We start from the raw sequence: 15,094 nt of genomic DNA, 5'->3' as shown, positions 1-15,094 counted from the left end.
GGGCGGCGACCGGCTTCAGGCCGATCTCGACAACGCCTTCCGCGCCCTGTTCCTCGAAGGCGCGGCCGACGGCCTGCAGCCGGTGCAGGCCCTGGCCCTGTTCTTCGACTTCCGCGAACTGACGCCTGTGGGCGCCGACGGCGACGAGATGGTGCGGCGCCTGGCCCGACGCCTGATCGACGTCGACCTGCTGGATCAGGCGGCTGAGCTGCTGAAGTATCAGGCCGAGAACCGACTGGACGGGGTGGCCAAGGCCCAGGTCTCGACCAATCTGGCCGCCGTCTATCTGATGAACCGCCAACCGGAAGAGGCGCTGAAGGCCCTGTGGTCGTCGCGCACGACCCTGCTGCCGACGGCGATGAACCTGGAGCGCCGCGCGCTGGAGGCTCGCGCCCTGATGGAGCTGGGTCGCTACGATCACGCGCTGGAGGTGCTGGGCAAGGACGCCTCGCCCGCCGCGCGGGACGTGCGCGCCGACATCCTGTGGAAGCAGCAACAGTGGGGGGCGGCCGCCGCCCTCTATGAACAGCGTCTGGGCGACCGCTGGAAGGAGACGGCCGTGCCGCTCAGCGAGGTCGAGGAGACGCGCCTGATCCGTGCAGGCGCGGGCTATTCCCTGGCGCGCGACGCGGCCGCGCTGAACCGACTGTCGAAGAACTACGCCCGCTTCGCCGAGGGGGCGCGTTCGCCCGGCGCGATTCGGGTGGCTTTGGCGGGACTGGACGGCGCCGACGGCTCGGGCCGCCCGCAGGACTTCGCCGCCCTCAGCGCCGGGGCCGACGCCTATGCCGGCTGGATCGCCCAGACCAAGGCCGAGTTCCGGGTCAAGAGCGGCGCCGCCCAATAAAAAACCCCCCTCCCGACGGGAGAGGGGTCTTTTGCGTCTATCCCCGCGAGGGGGATCGAACGCGCCTGAAAGGCTTAGCCGTTGACGGCGTCCTTCAGAGGCTTCGACACGCGGAAGCGCACGGCCTTCGAGGCCGGGATCTTGATCGTCGCGCCCGTGGCCGGGTTGCGGCCTTCGCGCTCGGCGCGCTCGGCCGTGTCGAACACGCCCAGGTTCGAGATGCGAACGTCGTCGCCGCCCTTCAGGGCCTTGTGGATGTTCTCGACAATGGCGGTCAGCACCTTGCCGGCGTCAGCTTGCGACACGCCCGCGTCTTTGGCGACGGCGGCGATCAGTTCAGCTTGAGTGGTCATGAGGGTATTTTCCCGATGGTGGTCGCCCGGAAAGAAGCGCCGGACGAGGACCGGGGGATCAACGACGGTTTTGGGGAGCTTGGCAAGCCCGCATCAGCGCGCAGGCCTTGCAGGCTGGGGATTTATCCGGTTCCGGAGGCTCTCTGGAAGCTCTCGACCAGGCTTCCGGCGACCAGCCGCCACCCGTCCACCAGCACGAAGAAGATCAGTTTGAACGGCAGGCTGACCACCACCGGCGGCAGCATCATCATACCCATGGACATGAGCACGCTGGCGACCACCAGATCGATCACAAGGAACGGAACGAAAAGAAGAAATCCGATAGTGAAGGCGGTCTTCAACTCGCTGATCATGAAGGCCGGCGTGACCACCCGCAGGGGCAGATCCTGCACGTCCGCCGGGGCCTCCACACGCGACAGGCGAGTGAACAACGCCAGGTCGTCCGGCTTCACCTGGGCCAGCATGAAGGTTTTTACCGGTTCGGACGCCGCATCGAAGGCCTGAGGCAGCTCCATCTGCTGATCCATGAGGGGGCGGATGCCCGAATCATAGGCGTCCTGCCACGTCGGACCCATGACGATGGCGCTCAGGAACAGGGCCAGCGACACCAGGACGGCGTTCGGCGGCGACTGCTGCATCCCCAGCGCCGTGCGCAGCAGGGACAGCACCACGACGATTCGTACGAAGCTGGTGGTCATGATGACGATGGACGGCGCCAGCGATAGCACCGTCATCAGCCCGACCAACTGCACCACGCGCTGCGTCAGGCCGGCGCCGCTGCCCAGGTCGATGTTGATGGCCGATCCGCCCTGCGCCGCCTCCTGCGCCAGAGCGCCCAGCGGCCAGATCAGGCACAGGGCGGTGGTGATCAGCGACAGCAGGGCCGCGCGCTTCAGCTCGTCGCGGGTCGGCATGCCGAACAGGGCGGGGCGTTTCATTTCACGCCTCCCGGCTGGCGGGGCTCGATCAGTTCGCGGCCTTCGCCCAGCAGGATCAGCCGTTCTTCGTCATCGACGCGGATCAGCACCAGGCGGCGCGACGGGTCCAGCACCAGGGTCTCGACCACCTTCATGCGCCGCACCTGGCCCTGCGGTCCCTGGAAGCGGGCCAGGATTTCGGGCGCATAGCGCCGCGCCGCCCAGGCGGCCAGGCCGATGATGCCCAGGGTGATGGCCAGGCCGAAGATCGCCCGGAACAGATCGAGGAAGTTCATGCGGATGCAGCCCCAGACGCATACGGCGGCGGCGCGCGGACGCGGCGCTTCGGGGGCATGTTTCAACGGACGTGGTTAACGGCGCGTTTAGGGATACGAGATATTAACCATGCAGGCGGCAAATTCTGCCGATCACCGTCCGAGGGATTCGCGTGTCCGTCACCGACCTGCCGCTGCTGAACCAGATCAAGGGCCGCCTGGGCTGGCTGGACGACCGCCAGCGCGTGATCGCCCAGAACGTCGCCAACTCCGACACCCCCGGCTATGTCGCCCGCGACCTGAAGACGCCGACCGATTTCGCCGAGGCGATGCGGACGGGCGGGGCCTTGCGCATGACGGCGACCAACGCCCGGCACATCTCGCCGCCCGGCCAGGCCGCGCGGTTCGAGGCGACCCGCGCCCCGGATTCCGAGACCACGCTGGACGGCAACTCGGTCGTGGTCGAGGAGCAGATGCTCAAGATGGCCGAGAGCCGCATGGCCTATGACGCCGCCATCGGCTTCTACCAGAAGTCGATGCAGATGATCCGCCTGGCGGCCAAGAAGCCCGCGGCCTGAGGGAGACTGAACCATGCCTGATCCGATCAACGGTCGCCCCGTCACTCCGCGCAACACCGCCATGGCCGTCGCCTCCAGCGCGCTGAAGGCGCAGCAGTCGCGGATGCGCATCATCGCCGAGAACATCGCCAACGCGGAATCCACGGCCAACGTCGCGGGCGGCCAACCCTATCGCCGCCAGACCCCGGTGTTCCAGGCCCGCAATGTCGACGGCGCGACCGGCGTGGTCCTGGCCGAGGTGCGGCCGGACCAGAGCGACTTCCGCATGGACTACGACCCCTCGCACCCGGCGGCGAACGCGGAAGGCTATGTCCAGCGGCCCAACGTCGACACCCTGGTCGAGGCGATGGACATGCGCGAGGCGCAGCGCGCCTATGAGGCCAACCTGAACGTCATCGAGACGGCGCGGAACATGGACTCCCGCACCCTCGACATCATCAAGAAGTAAGAGGGTCTAGGGCATGAACCCCATCATGGCCGCCCGCGCCTACGCCTCCGTTCAGGGCGGGGGCGGCGTCAATGTCGCCACCTCGGCCAATGCGGCTGCAAGCACCGGCCCGGACGCGGCCGGGGGCTTCGCTGATCTGCTGCAGAACGTCATGACTCAGACGACGCAACAGACCCGCGCCGCCGAGACCCAGATGGCTCAGTCGGTGCAGGGGCAGGGCAATCTGATCGACGTCGTCACGGCGATTTCTTCGGCCGAGGCTTCGCTGGAGACGGTCATGGCCGTCCGCGATCAGGTGATTTCGGCCTATCAGGAAATCATGCGGATGCCGATTTGACGGCGGTTTAGTCTCAGAACCCCAGTTCCGCCCTCAGCGCCTCGGGCGTCAGTCCGCCCTCTCTCAGTTCAGCCAGCGTGACCGAGCGGTCGCGCTTGGCGTAGCGACGGCCGTCCGGCCCGGCCAGCAGGCGGTGGTGGCGATAGACGGGCGCAGGCCAGTCCATCAACGCCTGGACCAGCCGCTGGATATGCGTCGCCTCGAACAGATCCTGGCCCCGGATGACATGGCTGATCCCCTGCAGGGCGTCGTCGTGCGTCACGGCCAGATGATAGGCGGTCCCGGCGTCCTTGCGCGCCAGCACTACGTCTCCCGCCGTCTCGGGGCGCGCCTTGACCACGCCGGTCTCGCCATCGGGGCCTGAGCCTTCCTCGATGAAGCTTAAGCGCTCCCACGCCGCGCCGCCCAGCGCCTCCTTCGCCCGATCCAGCGACAGCCGCCAGGCGAAGGGGCGTTCTTCGGCCAGAAAGCGGGCCTCTTCCTCCAGCGGGTGTGGGCCGGGGCGGGCCGCCTCGGCAGGGCCGTGAGGCGCGTCGCCGATGGCGTCCAATATCTCCTTGCGCGTGCGGAAGCAGCGATAGAGCAGGCCGCGTCCCTCCAGCGCCGCGACCACGGCGGCGTAGTCGGCCAGGTGATCGGACTGGCGCCGCACCGGCATCTCCCAGTCCAGCCCCAGCCAGGTGAGGTCTTCGTAGATCGCGTCCTCGAACTCGGGCCTGCACCGCGTCGGGTCGATGTCCTCGATCCGCAGCACGAAGCGCCCGCCCGCCGCCTTCGCCGCCTGCGACGCCGTTAGAGCCGAAAAGGCGTGTCCCTTGTGCAGGTGGCCGGTGGGCGAGGGGGCGAAGCGGGTGGCGAACATGAGAACAGACTAGCGGTTTCCGGCCGTGGTCAGAACCTAGCGGCGAACGGCTCTTTTCGAGAGGCGGGGCACCAGCCTAGCATGGCGGCATGGCCCTTGCTCCGTCACCTGCTTCCGTCGCCGCAGCCCGTGAGGCTCTGGCCGCCGCCGATCCGGCGCTGGCCAAGGCGCACGCCTCGACGCCCGTGTTCGAATGGCGGCTACGGCCCGGCGGCTATGAGGGCCTGTTCCGCATGATCGTGGAGCAGCAGGTCTCGGTCGCCGCCGCGGCTTCGATCTGGAAGCGAGTGGTCGAGGGGCTGGACGGTCAGGTGACGCCGGACGCCGTGCTGGCGCGCGATGTCGAGACGCTGCGCACCTTCGGCCTGTCGGGGCAGAAGGCGAAATACGGCCATGAGATCGCCCGCGCCCATGCCGACGGCCATATCGACTTCGACCATCTGGAGCGGCTGGACGACGTCGAGGCCATCGCCGCCCTGGTCGCCATCAAGGGCGTGGGCAAGTGGACGGCCGAGACCTTTCTGATGTTCTGCGAGGGGCGGCTGGACGTTTTCCCCGGTGGAGACGTGGCCTTGCAGGAAGCCATGCGCTGGGCCGACCGCGCCGAGGCCCGTCCGAACGAGAAACAGGCCTATGCCCGCGCCGAGATCTGGCGGCCGCATCGCGGGGTGGCGGCGCATTTGCTCTGGGGATGGTATGGTGGCGTTCGGCGCGGCGAGATCGCGCTGGACGAAGGCGTCTAGCCTTCGGCATTTCATGAAGGCTGGGGGCGACCCCGAAGACGGCGCCGCGCGGCGCCCTGGGGATGATGACGATGTTGGAGCCGATCGCGGGCGCAGACCTGGTTCGCCCGGCTGCGGTGCTGCCGCTGCTGGATTTTGCGGGGGTGGCCGTGTTCGCCGCCACCGGCGCCCTGGCCGCCGCGCGCGAGAAGCATGACGTCCTGACCTTCGCCTTCTTCGCCGCCGTGACCGGCATGGGCGGCGGCACCCTGCGCGACCTGTTGATCGGGGCGCCGGTCTTCTGGGTGCAGGACTGGCGCTATGTCGCTGTCTGCATGGTGGCGGCGGTCGGCTTCTGGATGCTGGGGTCGCGGTCGTGGCGTTTCCGCGCCCTGCTGTGGCTGGATGCGGTGGGGCTGGCGGCCTATGGCGTCATGGGGGCGGCCAAGGCGGCGTCCTATGGCGTGACGCCGCTGATCTGCATCGTCATGGGCGTGCTGACGGCCTGCTTCGGCGGCATCGTGCGCGACGTGCTGGCGCACCAGCCCTCCATCCTGCTGAGGCGCGAACTGAACATCACCGCCGCCCTGGTTTCGGCGGCCCTGTTCGTCGGACTGAAGGCCGTGAGCCTTCCCACATGGCCCGCTGTGGCGGTGGCTGTCGTGGCCGGGTTCGGCGTGCGGGCCGGCGCCCTGAAGTGGGGCTGGAGCCTGCCCGCCTTCCCGACCGCCGCTTCGCGATATTGAACCCAACTGACGAGAACGCAGATGCACGACCTTCCCGCCGCCTATGCGGCCGCGCCCCGTTGGCCCTTTGGCGACAGCCCCGAACTGGCTGATGAATTGCTGGCCCTGGTGCTGGCCGGCGGCAAGCGTGCGACCTGTTCGTCGCTGGCGTCATGCGAGGCCGACATCATGCCGACCGTGGGCGAGGTCAGCGTCATTCTGGACGGCGCCGGCGTTCCTCGCTGCGCGATCCGCACGACCGAGGTCGAGATCATGCCCTTCGAGCAGGTCAGCGATGACTTCGCCCGCGCCGAGGGGGAGGGCGACCTGACCTACGAATGGTGGCGCGACGCCCATGAGGCCTATTACCGCCGCGAAGGCACCTGGGCGCCGGGCATGAAGGTGGTCTGCGAACGCTTCGAACTGGTCGAGGTCTTCTAGGGGCGCGTCACGAAAACGCGCCGTATCTGTCATGGCGATGCGGGAGAATCAGGCGTAGGGTTTCGCCATCAGACCAAGGAAGGAGACGTGTCTTCAGTCCTGTCGCGTCGATAACCCCCCGTATGAGCGGGAGGGCCTGATGCAGGTCCTGTCCCGCCCGCCGTCCGGCTTTCCGGCCCTGGTGCTGAACGCCGATTTCAGGCCCTTGTCCTATTTTCCTCTGTCGCTGTGGCCGTGGGAGGAAGTGGTCAAGGCCGTGTGGCAGGACCGCGTCGACGTGGTCGCCACCTATGACAAGGTCGTCCGCAGCCCCTCGCTGGAGATGCAGCTGCCCAGCGTGGTCTGTCTGAAGTCCTATGTGGATCAGGACCGCAAGCCGGCCTTCACCCGTTTCAACGTCTTCCTGCGCGACGGTTTCGCCTGCCAGTATTGCGGCGCGCCCGGCACGTCCCAGGATCTGACCTTCGACCACGTCATCCCCCGCTCGCGCGGCGGGCGCACGACGTGGCAGAACATCGTCGCCGCTTGCGGTCCCTGCAACCTGCGCAAGGGCGGCCGTACGCCCGGTCAGGCGCACATGCCCCTGCGCCGCACCGCCCACCAACCCAGCGCCTGGCAGCTGCAGCAGGCGGGACGGCGCTTTCCGCCCCACTTCCTGCACCAGAGCTGGCTTGACTACCTGTATTGGGACATAGAGCTCGAACCTTAGGGTTCTTTTCAGTTGCTCGAAATGGCTCAAACACCCTTGTGGTGGGCAGGTTCAGGGTTCGTTCTTTTACCGCTGATTTCTCGATTATCCTCCGAAATCCTCCCGGCTGGTGACCATGTGGTGACCAAAACCGGGACCAGAAACGGGACCCCTCGTGGGCCCGAGGAGAGATCGAATGGTTCAGAACCCGAGGTCCGGAAAGATCACCAAACGCCTCGTCGACGCGCTGACGTCCGAAGAGGTGCGCTTCACCCTCTGGGACACGCAGCTCAAGGGTTTCGGGGTGCGCGTAGCCGTCAGCGACACCAAAACCTACGTCGTCCGATACAGGACGATCGGCGGCGCTGACCGCCTCCTTCACATCGCTCGCCATGGCGTCGTGACCGCCGAGGAAGCCCGTGAACGAGCGGCCGCTGTACTGGCCGAAGTCGCGTCAGGTGGTGACCCTCAGGGGACCAAAGTCGAACGACGCGAAGAACTGACGATGTCGGAGCTCTGCGACCTCTACATGAAGGAGGGCGTGACGATGAAGAAGGCGACGACCCTGCGGATCGACCGCATCCGCATCGCCCGCCACATCAAACCTCGCCTGGGCAGGATGAAGGTCACCGACATCGGCCGAGCGGACATCGAGCGGCTGATGGTCGACGTCGGATCGGGTCGTATTCGTGGAGAGGCGACGCCGCACACGCGCGGCGGCATTCATGCGGCCTCGCGCACCGTTGGTCTGCTGGGCGGGATCTTCACCTTCGCCGTTGAGCGGGAGTTCTTGAAGACTAACCCCACGCGGGGCGTGAAGCGCTACAAGGACAACCGCCGGGATCGCTTCCTCTCGCCGGCTGAACTGGCCCGGCTCGGTGACGTCCTGGCGGAACTCGAAAAGCACGGCGGCGACCCGCGCCACATCAACATCATCCGCCTTCTGTTGCTGACCGGCGCCCGCAAGAACGAGATCGCCAGACTCAAATGGTCAGAGATCGACCGCACCATGGGGATGCTGCGGCTGGAGGACTCCAAGACGGGAGCCAAGGTCATCCGCCTCGGTAGCGCGGCGTTGAAGCTGATCGAAGACCTGCTCGCCAACGGAAGCATCTACGTTTTCCCGGATCGGCGGGATCCAAAGCGTCCGATCGCCAATCTGGACTGGGCCTGGGTCGGCATCCGCAAACGCGCCGGTATGGAAGACCTGCGGATCCATGATCTTCGGCATAGCTTCGCGAGCGCGGGGCTTGCCGGCGGTGAAGGGCTCCAGCTCATCGGCAAGCTGCTCGGCCACAGTCACGTCAGCACCACCAGTCGATACGCCCACCTGGCGGACGACCCGGTCCGTGCGGCCGCCGACAGGATCAGCGAGAGCGTCGCCGCCTCTCTCGCGGGCTGGTCGGTTGAACAAGGACAGACGGCCCACTGAAAAGGGCCGCCCGGCGGGGGCACCGGGCGGCCGAACACTGCGATGGACTGGTGGCTAAGCGCCCTCTTGAGCGGCCTCGCCCCAATGTCCAGCCTGGCGTGGCTGGCTCGAAGAGGACCTAAGGCCCGAGAGCTGGCTGCGCGCCCACTCGTGCAGCAGGCTCTTGGGGTAATAGGGGGTTCGCCCGAGATGGGTGCAGGGTGGTCCGTCGGACCGGGTGCAGAACACCTTCGCCAGTGTCGATGGCGACCGGCGGATGCCCATTCGTAGAAGCTCGGTGGAAGCTTCCTTACGGGTCAGCAGCATTTCCTCAGTTCCGTGAAGATGTAGACCGGCCATGTGGCGCTCCTTTCCGTCTGAACCAGAACTGTAATCAAGCAAGCACTGGCGGGAATGAACTGCAACCGACGAACATTCAGAGATTATTGAGGAAATTATCGCCGCCTTGTCCGATCCGTTCCGCTCGGTTTCTATTGGGTCGGTCTCCTCTGCTTTCTCACGCCCTTGTGATGACACGTACCCAGCGTCACGCCTTGGCTCGGGTCTTCAGGGCAGTTTGCAGGTAGTCAGCGTGTGCTGCGGGTATCCTGATGCGCTCGCCTCCGCAGTTTCCTAAGAATAGGGCTATGGACATTGGGACGACCGGAATGAAGCTAGAAGACATGCCGGCGAGCTCAGCTGGTGTATCGCAAGCCACACTGACACCAGCCCTGAAGGCGCTGTCGGCGTCCCGGTTTCTTGCTGCTCTTCCTACCGGCGGTCTTTCGCAGGCGGAGGTGGATAAGCTGGTCGGCATCCTCTTGAGGTCGAATGACCTCGTCTCGCAGATGCCTAACCCCTCGCGGCAAACCCGCCGCGACGCTTTCGTCGTGGAAGTCTTGTCCGAGATTGGGTCCCGGTATGGCGTGGATGTCGCCGCAGCTGTTGAGGCGGCATTCGAAGTCCATCGAACGGTCGAAGCGTCCTACCATGCGATTGGGTCGGTGCTGGCTCAGCAACCGCTGCGCAAGCTTGCGCCGCAGGCGGAGCTCGAGGTTCTGCTTGCGAGGCTCGCGGACCGTTCCGAGCAGATGTTCGTGCACGCGCAGCGCGCGATGGAGCGCCAAGGCCGACTTAATCTGGGCAACGAAATCCGCAGCGTCGATGACGACGGCGCGGAGTTTTCGATCGACGGCGTGTCGGGCGCCTTCCTCGAAGGCTTTCGCATTCACCTTTCGATGCTCGCTTATGAAGGTTCATGGTTTGCCACCGACGATGTGATCGTCGCTCCTGGCGTCGATGGCCTCAGCTTGGCTATGCCGGAGGCTGCGGCCGGCTGCGAGGCGTTGGCCGCGATCTGGCGCCGCTGGGCAAGGTTCGAACGCCGTCGTCGGTTTTGGGCTGGCGAATGGACCCGTCAGCCCGCGCCTGCTGAGTTGGTTGCTGCGCGACCCGGTCCGTCTCCCGACGGACTTGATGTCCTTGAGTATCTGCCCGGAGAGGCAGAGTTGCTCGACTGGGCGGCGTTCGAGCGCAGCAAGGAGGTCGCGATCCAGAGTTTCGCGAAGGCGCTTCTGCTGAAGCAGGGGATGCCGCCGATCAAGGACATTTCTGATGGGCCGGTGGACCTGTTGCCGGTGGCGGCGGTTCGGGACCATGAGCTGAACGGCGCCGGCTACCTCGTCACGGTTCTCGGGCAGGACATCTTCGACGATGACCGTCGCTTCGCTGGCCTACGGTTGGTGGAGTGGCTTCGTGGATACGCTCTGCTAGGCCTGTTGGCGGATCGAGCGGCAGCAGCAGGCGAAACGACGCTGGATCGCCATCTGCTGCATTTTCGGAAGGGCGAGCTTGAGGCTCATTTGACTGGCGCGGGGCTCGGCGTCGAAGCAGCGGAGGCGTTCATCCGTCATGCAAGCGTCCATCGCCGGAGCGGAGACCTGTTCGACACGCCTCTTCTGCAGCTGCCCGACGGTGAGTTTTTGTTGATCGGAATGGCGGCCCTGAACGCCGATCCAGGTCAGCTCACGCTTTCGCGCCTCAACAGCCTGGAAGTCGCGCCGAAGGATAAGGGCACGGTGTTTGAACGCGCCGTGATGGACCTTTTCGAGAGCCAAGGTCTGAAACCGTTCACGATCGACGCAAAGCGCGGGAGTGAGACCTACCAGTTGGACGTCCTTGTTCCTTGGGGACGTTTTCTCTTCGTCATCGAGTGCAAGAATCGAGGCTTGTCGGACAACCATCCCGAGGCGGGCTTCTACTTCGCCCGGCAGATCGACGAGTTCGTCGATCAGACCCAGCGCCAGGTCGAGGGGATTAAGGCCCACCCGGAGCTCGTCGAGCTGGCCGGCGGCATATCGCTCGATGAGTACGAGATCGTGCCCTGCATTCTCTTCAGCCAGCCCTTCTCCGAGCCGGACGGTCGCGACGGTGTCCTGATTTCGGACTGGTCTGGCCTGACCCGCTTCTTCGAGGACCGCTACTTCAAGCGTCTCCACCACCATCGGATTTCCCCGAAACTGGAGGTGATGCACCGCATCGCGATCTACGATCAGTGGCGCGGCGATACTCCAACGCCTGAGGGCCTGCTGCGCCATCTCCGCACAGCTCCGCAGACGAACCTCATGCTTCATCGCGCGGATGTGCGGCCTGAGCTGTTCCAGGTGACGGGCACATTGGTCGCTTCCACGCTTGAGTACACTAAGGGAGACGAGGACCTTGATGCTCTGGGACCCATCCTCGGTTTCGACCCACAGTCCGTTCGAGACCTTCAGGCAGCTTTCGAAGCGGCGGTTGAAAAGGCGAAGCAAACCCACAACGCCGCGGCGGACGAACCCGAGAATGGTCAGGTGTAGCGTGCAAAGACGAGTAAAAGCAGGAAAGCCAAGCCCCTCGGTCACGCCGCCTCCATCCCAAGACATCGCGATCCGCGCGGGCATCGTCGCTCAACGCCTGCTCGCGGAGCTTGGCCTGCACTATCTTGAGGATCTAGCGCCTGACAGCGCCCGCGAGCTCCTCCGCGCGGCTTGGCGTGAAGCCGCCGGCCAAATGTTTCAGGGACCGGACCTGGATGTCGTTCATGCCGAGATCGACATCATGATCTACAGCCTCGATATGACGCCGCCCCCGCCGCCCATGCCGCGATCCGAAATGAGTTGAGCCGACGTAGCCGGAAACCCCGATATGACCTGTCTGCTCATCGGAAGTCCCGCGTCCTGACCCGGATGCTCTCAAGCGACAGATCGGGGATGTAGATGTCCCTCGCCTTGGGAGTACGGGCATCCGGAGCGCTGCCGTGATAGACCTCGTCGCCCCGGCCATGCGGCAAGCGAAACGCCCCGCGCCGGCTCAGGGACGCCAGCAGGTCCGAGCCGTCGTGCAAGCGCTGGGCGACGATGTGCACGACCTCCCCCTCGCGCTGCACCTTGCCGTCGATCACGAGCAGGCTGGCGCCCAGGACGACGCGCCGCTGCTGCTCGTAGAGGCTCGGCCAGATGACCAGATTGGCCACCCCGGTCTCGTCCTCGATGGTGATGAACATCACGCCCTTGGCCGATCCCGGCTTCTGACGGACCAGGACGAGACCCGCGACCCGGGTCAGCCGTCGATCGCGCATGGCCGTCCCGTCGGCGCAGGTCATCACGTGGCGGCTCTGCAGCTCATCGCGGAGGAAGGCCAGCGGGTGATCCCGGAGCGTCACGCCCACATGGGTGTAGTCCTCTACCACCTCCTGGCCGGCGGGCATGGCCGGCAAATCTGCGCCGGGCTCGTTCACCTCGGGCACGATCTCACCGGCGTCCGTTGAAGCCGCCGCGAACAGCGGCAGGGGATCGTCGCGCAGCGCCTTGATCGCCCAGAGCGCCTCCCGTCGAGCCAGACCCAGACCGCCGAGAAAGGCGTCGGCCTCGGCCAGCCGGGTCAGGGCGCCCACCGGCGTCGCCGCCCGACGCCAGAGATCGTCGACGCCGGCGTAGGGCGTGCCGCCCCGGTTCGTCACCAACCGGGCGGCGTCGCCGTTGGCCAGCCCCCGCACCATGCGCAGGCCCAAACGCACCGCGAACCGATCCTCCCGACCCGTCGGCTCCAGGGTGCAGTCCCACCGCGAGGCGTTGACGCAGACCGGCCGGACCTCGATCCCGTGCTCTCGCGCGTCGCGCACGATCTGGGCCGGTGCGTAGAAACCCATCGGCTGGGCGTTCAGCAGGGCGGCGCAGAAGACGTCCGGGTGATGGCATTTGAGCCAGGACGACGCATAGGCGATCAGGGCGAACGAGGCCGCGTGGCTCTCGGGAAAGCCGTAGGACCCGAAGCCTTCAAGCTGACTAAAGGTCTTCTCGGCGAACTCGGCCGTATAGCCCCGCTCGACCATTCCCCCGACGAGCTTGTCCTTGAAGTGGCTGACCCCGCCCGTAAACTTGAAGGTGGCCATGGCCCGGCGCAGCTGATCCGCCTCCGACGCCGTGAACCCTGCACACTCGATTGCCACTCGCATCGCCTGTTCCTGAAACAGGGGCACGCCGAGCGTCTTGCCCAGAACCCGTTCCAGTTCCGGCTTGGGAAAGACGACAGGCTCCTTCCCCTCGCGGCGGCGCAGGTAGGGATGGACCATGTCGCCCTGAATGGGACCCGGTCGAACGATCGCGACCTCGATCACCAGGTCGTAGAAGGTGCGCGGCTTGATGCGCGGCAGCATGGCCATCTGCGCGCGGCTCTCGATCTGGAAGACGCCGAGCGTGTCGGCCTTCCTGATCATCGCGTAGGTCTTCGGATCCTCCGCCGGGATCGAGGCCAGGTCGAGGTCCACGGCCTTGTGCTGGCGCAGCAGATCCAGACCCCGCCGCATGCAGCTCAGCATGCCGAGCGCGAGCACATCGACCTTCATGAACTTCAGGGCGTCGATGTCGTCCTTGTCCCATTCGATGACCTGGCGATCTTTCATCGCCGCAGGCTCGATGGGGACGAGATCGACCAGCCGGTCGTCTGTCAGGACGAAGCCGCCCGGGTGCTGGCTCAGGTGCCGGGGAAAGCCGATCAGTTGGCGGGACAGGTCGAGCGCCAGCCGAAGGCGACGGTCCTGGAGGTTCAGGTTCAGTTCCTCGACATGACGATCCTCGACGCCCTCGCTGGAATAGCTCCAGACCTGGGACGACAGGGTCTTGATCAGGTCTTCGGTAAGGCCGAGCGCCTTTCCCACATCGCGCAGGGCACCGCGCGACCGGTAGCGGATGACGGTGGCGCACAGGGCGGAGCGGTCCCGGCCGTAGGTGTCATAGATCCACTGGATCACCTCCTCGCGGCGCTCATGCTCGAAGTCGACGTCGATGTCGGGCGGCTCCTTCCGCTCCTGACTGACGAAGCGCTCGAACAGGAGGTCGTTGCGGCCCGGATCGATAGAGGTGATGCCCAGGACATAGCAGACAGCGGAGTTGGCCGCCGAGCCGCGCCCCTGGCACAGGATGTCCCGGCTGCGGGCGAAGTGGACGATGGAGTGGACGGTCAGGAAATAGGGCGCATAGCCCAGGGTCTCGATCAGGCCGAGCTCGTGTTTCAACGACGCCCGCACCGTATCCGGCAGGCCTTCGGGGTAACGCTCCGCCGCGCCCGCCCAGGTCAGCGCCTCCAGAGCCTCCTGGGGCGTCTGTCCCGCGGCCGCCTCGCGCGGATACTGATAGGCCAGCTCGTCCAGACTGAAGCGGCAGCGCCCGGCGATCTCCACCGTCCGCGCCAGAGCCTCCGGGTAGCGAGCGAACAGCCGGTGCATCTCCTCGACCGGCTTCAGATGCCGGTCCGCCGTCCGGCTTCGGCGAAAGCCCACCTCGTCGATGGTGCAACCTTCCCGGATGCAGGTGACCACGTCCTGCAGGATGCGCCGATCCGGATGGTGGAACAGGACGTCGTTGGTGACCACGGTGGTCACACCCGCCTCGGCCGCCATCTCCCAGAGCTGGTGAAGCCGCAACTGGTCGCGGGGTCGCCGGAACAGGGTCAGCGCCAGATGGGCCTCCCGACCAAACGTATCGGCCATCAAGCCCAGACGCCGTCTCAGCGCTGCATCCACCCGCTCGGGGATCAACACGGCGATCAGCCCTTCGGCGTGGGCGGCGACGTCTTCCCATCCGAGCCTACAGGCGCCCTTGCCGCCGCGTCGCTTGCCGAGGGTAAGGAGCCGGCAGAGGCGCGAGTAGGCCGGTCGATCGCGCGGATAGACCAGCACCTCCGCCCCATCTTCCAAAACCAGACGGCAACCGACGATCAGGCGAACGCCCGTCACCTTGGCCGCCACATGGGCCCGGACGATCCCGGCCAGACTGTTGCGGTCCGTCACCGCCAGCGCTTCCAGTCCGCACACGGCCGCTTGTGAAAAGAGCTCCTCGCAAGAACTCGCCCCTCTCAAAAAGGAGAAGTGGGACGCGCATTGGAGTTCGACGTAGGACATGGGCTCACGGGAGGTTCGTTCCCGTTATGTTCACATTGGTCGCCCCCAGGGAAG

General features: G+C 66.1%; 15 protein-coding genes and 1 pseudogene. 11 read left to right on the top strand and 5 right to left on the bottom strand.

What is annotated here, in order from left to right; all coding sequences use genetic code 11:
* Positions 1-847, top strand: a pseudogene (locus B2Y21_RS12480) (hypothetical protein); the annotation flags it as partial.
* Between the two features lie 74 nt (positions 848-921).
* On the opposite strand, the gene B2Y21_RS12475 reads toward B2Y21_RS12480, so the two are convergent.
* The 3 genes from B2Y21_RS12475 to B2Y21_RS12465 all read right to left on the bottom strand — a co-directional run bounded on the left by B2Y21_RS12475 (position 922) and on the right by B2Y21_RS12465 (position 2,413).
* The gene (locus tag B2Y21_RS12475; RefSeq protein ID WP_200168177.1) at positions 922-1,200 is read right to left on the bottom strand and encodes an HU family DNA-binding protein; all 279 of its coding nucleotides are present in this window, start codon (positions 1,198-1,200) and stop codon (positions 922-924) included.
* A gap of 122 nt (positions 1,201-1,322) precedes the next feature.
* Positions 1,323-2,138: a flagellar type III secretion system pore protein FliP gene (gene fliP, locus B2Y21_RS12470; protein ID WP_046652104.1), complete on the bottom strand. Its 816-nt coding sequence runs from the start codon at positions 2,136-2,138 to the stop codon at positions 1,323-1,325.
* Positions 2,135-2,413, bottom strand: a complete 279-nt coding sequence (locus B2Y21_RS12465) for a FliO/MopB family protein (protein WP_046652103.1) — start codon at positions 2,411-2,413, stop codon at positions 2,135-2,137. Before B2Y21_RS12465 ends, fliP begins: the two co-directional genes overlap by 4 nt.
* A gap of 152 nt (positions 2,414-2,565) precedes the next feature.
* On the opposite strand from B2Y21_RS12465, the gene flgB reads away from it, so the two are divergent.
* Genes flgB through fliE form a run of 3 tightly spaced genes read left to right on the top strand, consistent with a single transcriptional unit; the run spans position 2,566 to position 3,755 of the window.
* The gene (flgB, locus tag B2Y21_RS12460; RefSeq protein ID WP_200168175.1) at positions 2,566-2,970 is read left to right on the top strand and encodes a flagellar basal body rod protein FlgB; all 405 of its coding nucleotides are present in this window, start codon (positions 2,566-2,568) and stop codon (positions 2,968-2,970) included.
* A 13-nt stretch (positions 2,971-2,983) separates the two neighbouring features.
* Complete coding sequence (gene flgC / locus B2Y21_RS12455; RefSeq protein ID WP_003165923.1) at positions 2,984-3,418, top strand: flagellar basal body rod protein FlgC; 435 nt, start codon at positions 2,984-2,986, stop codon at positions 3,416-3,418.
* Between the two features lie 13 nt (positions 3,419-3,431).
* Complete coding sequence (fliE, locus tag B2Y21_RS12450) at positions 3,432-3,755, top strand: flagellar hook-basal body complex protein FliE (protein ID WP_292060171.1); 324 nt, start codon at positions 3,432-3,434, stop codon at positions 3,753-3,755.
* Positions 3,756-3,768: 13 nt separating this feature from the next.
* Here fliE and gluQRS read toward each other — a convergent pair whose 3' ends face one another.
* Positions 3,769-4,617, bottom strand: a complete 849-nt coding sequence (gene gluQRS, locus B2Y21_RS12445; RefSeq protein ID WP_292060168.1) for a tRNA glutamyl-Q(34) synthetase GluQRS — start codon at positions 4,615-4,617, stop codon at positions 3,769-3,771.
* A gap of 89 nt (positions 4,618-4,706) precedes the next feature.
* On the opposite strand from gluQRS, the gene B2Y21_RS12440 reads away from it, so the two are divergent.
* The 7 genes from B2Y21_RS12440 to B2Y21_RS12410 all read left to right on the top strand — a co-directional run bounded on the left by B2Y21_RS12440 (position 4,707) and on the right by B2Y21_RS12410 (position 11,763).
* Positions 4,707-5,360, top strand: coding sequence for a DNA-3-methyladenine glycosylase family protein (locus B2Y21_RS12440; RefSeq protein ID WP_292060166.1), 654 nt, complete (start codon positions 4,707-4,709; stop codon positions 5,358-5,360).
* A gap of 62 nt (positions 5,361-5,422) precedes the next feature.
* Positions 5,423-6,085 (top strand): trimeric intracellular cation channel family protein, encoded by a 663-nt coding sequence (locus B2Y21_RS12435; protein WP_087141527.1) that lies wholly within the window; start codon positions 5,423-5,425, stop codon positions 6,083-6,085.
* A gap of 21 nt (positions 6,086-6,106) precedes the next feature.
* The gene (locus B2Y21_RS12430; RefSeq protein WP_292060162.1) at positions 6,107-6,505 is read left to right on the top strand and encodes an ASCH domain-containing protein; all 399 of its coding nucleotides are present in this window, start codon (positions 6,107-6,109) and stop codon (positions 6,503-6,505) included.
* A 136-nt stretch (positions 6,506-6,641) separates the two neighbouring features.
* Complete coding sequence (locus B2Y21_RS12425; protein WP_292060181.1) at positions 6,642-7,214, top strand: HNH endonuclease; 573 nt, start codon at positions 6,642-6,644, stop codon at positions 7,212-7,214.
* 175 nt (positions 7,215-7,389) lie between these two features.
* A complete protein-coding gene (locus B2Y21_RS12420; RefSeq protein ID WP_292060161.1) occupies positions 7,390-8,625 on the top strand; it encodes a tyrosine-type recombinase/integrase in 1,236 nt (411 codons plus the stop codon).
* 647 nt (positions 8,626-9,272) lie between these two features.
* Positions 9,273-11,459: a nuclease-related domain-containing protein gene (locus tag B2Y21_RS12415; RefSeq protein WP_292060160.1), complete on the top strand. Its 2,187-nt coding sequence runs from the start codon at positions 9,273-9,275 to the stop codon at positions 11,457-11,459.
* Position 11,460: 1 nt separating this feature from the next.
* A complete protein-coding gene (locus B2Y21_RS12410) occupies positions 11,461-11,763 on the top strand; it encodes a hypothetical protein (RefSeq protein WP_292060159.1) in 303 nt (100 codons plus the stop codon).
* Between the two features lie 37 nt (positions 11,764-11,800).
* On the opposite strand, the gene B2Y21_RS12405 is transcribed toward B2Y21_RS12410, so the two are convergent.
* Positions 11,801-15,040, bottom strand: a complete 3,240-nt coding sequence (locus B2Y21_RS12405; RefSeq protein ID WP_292060158.1) for an error-prone DNA polymerase — start codon at positions 15,038-15,040, stop codon at positions 11,801-11,803.
* Positions 15,041-15,094: the final 54 nt, after the last annotated feature.

This window comes from Brevundimonas sp. UBA5936, from assembly GCA_002430835.1.
GTDB lineage: Bacteria > Pseudomonadota > Alphaproteobacteria > Caulobacterales > Caulobacteraceae > Brevundimonas.
The sequence above is the reverse complement of the archived record's forward strand: the minus strand, read 5'-3'. Positions and strand labels throughout refer to the sequence as shown.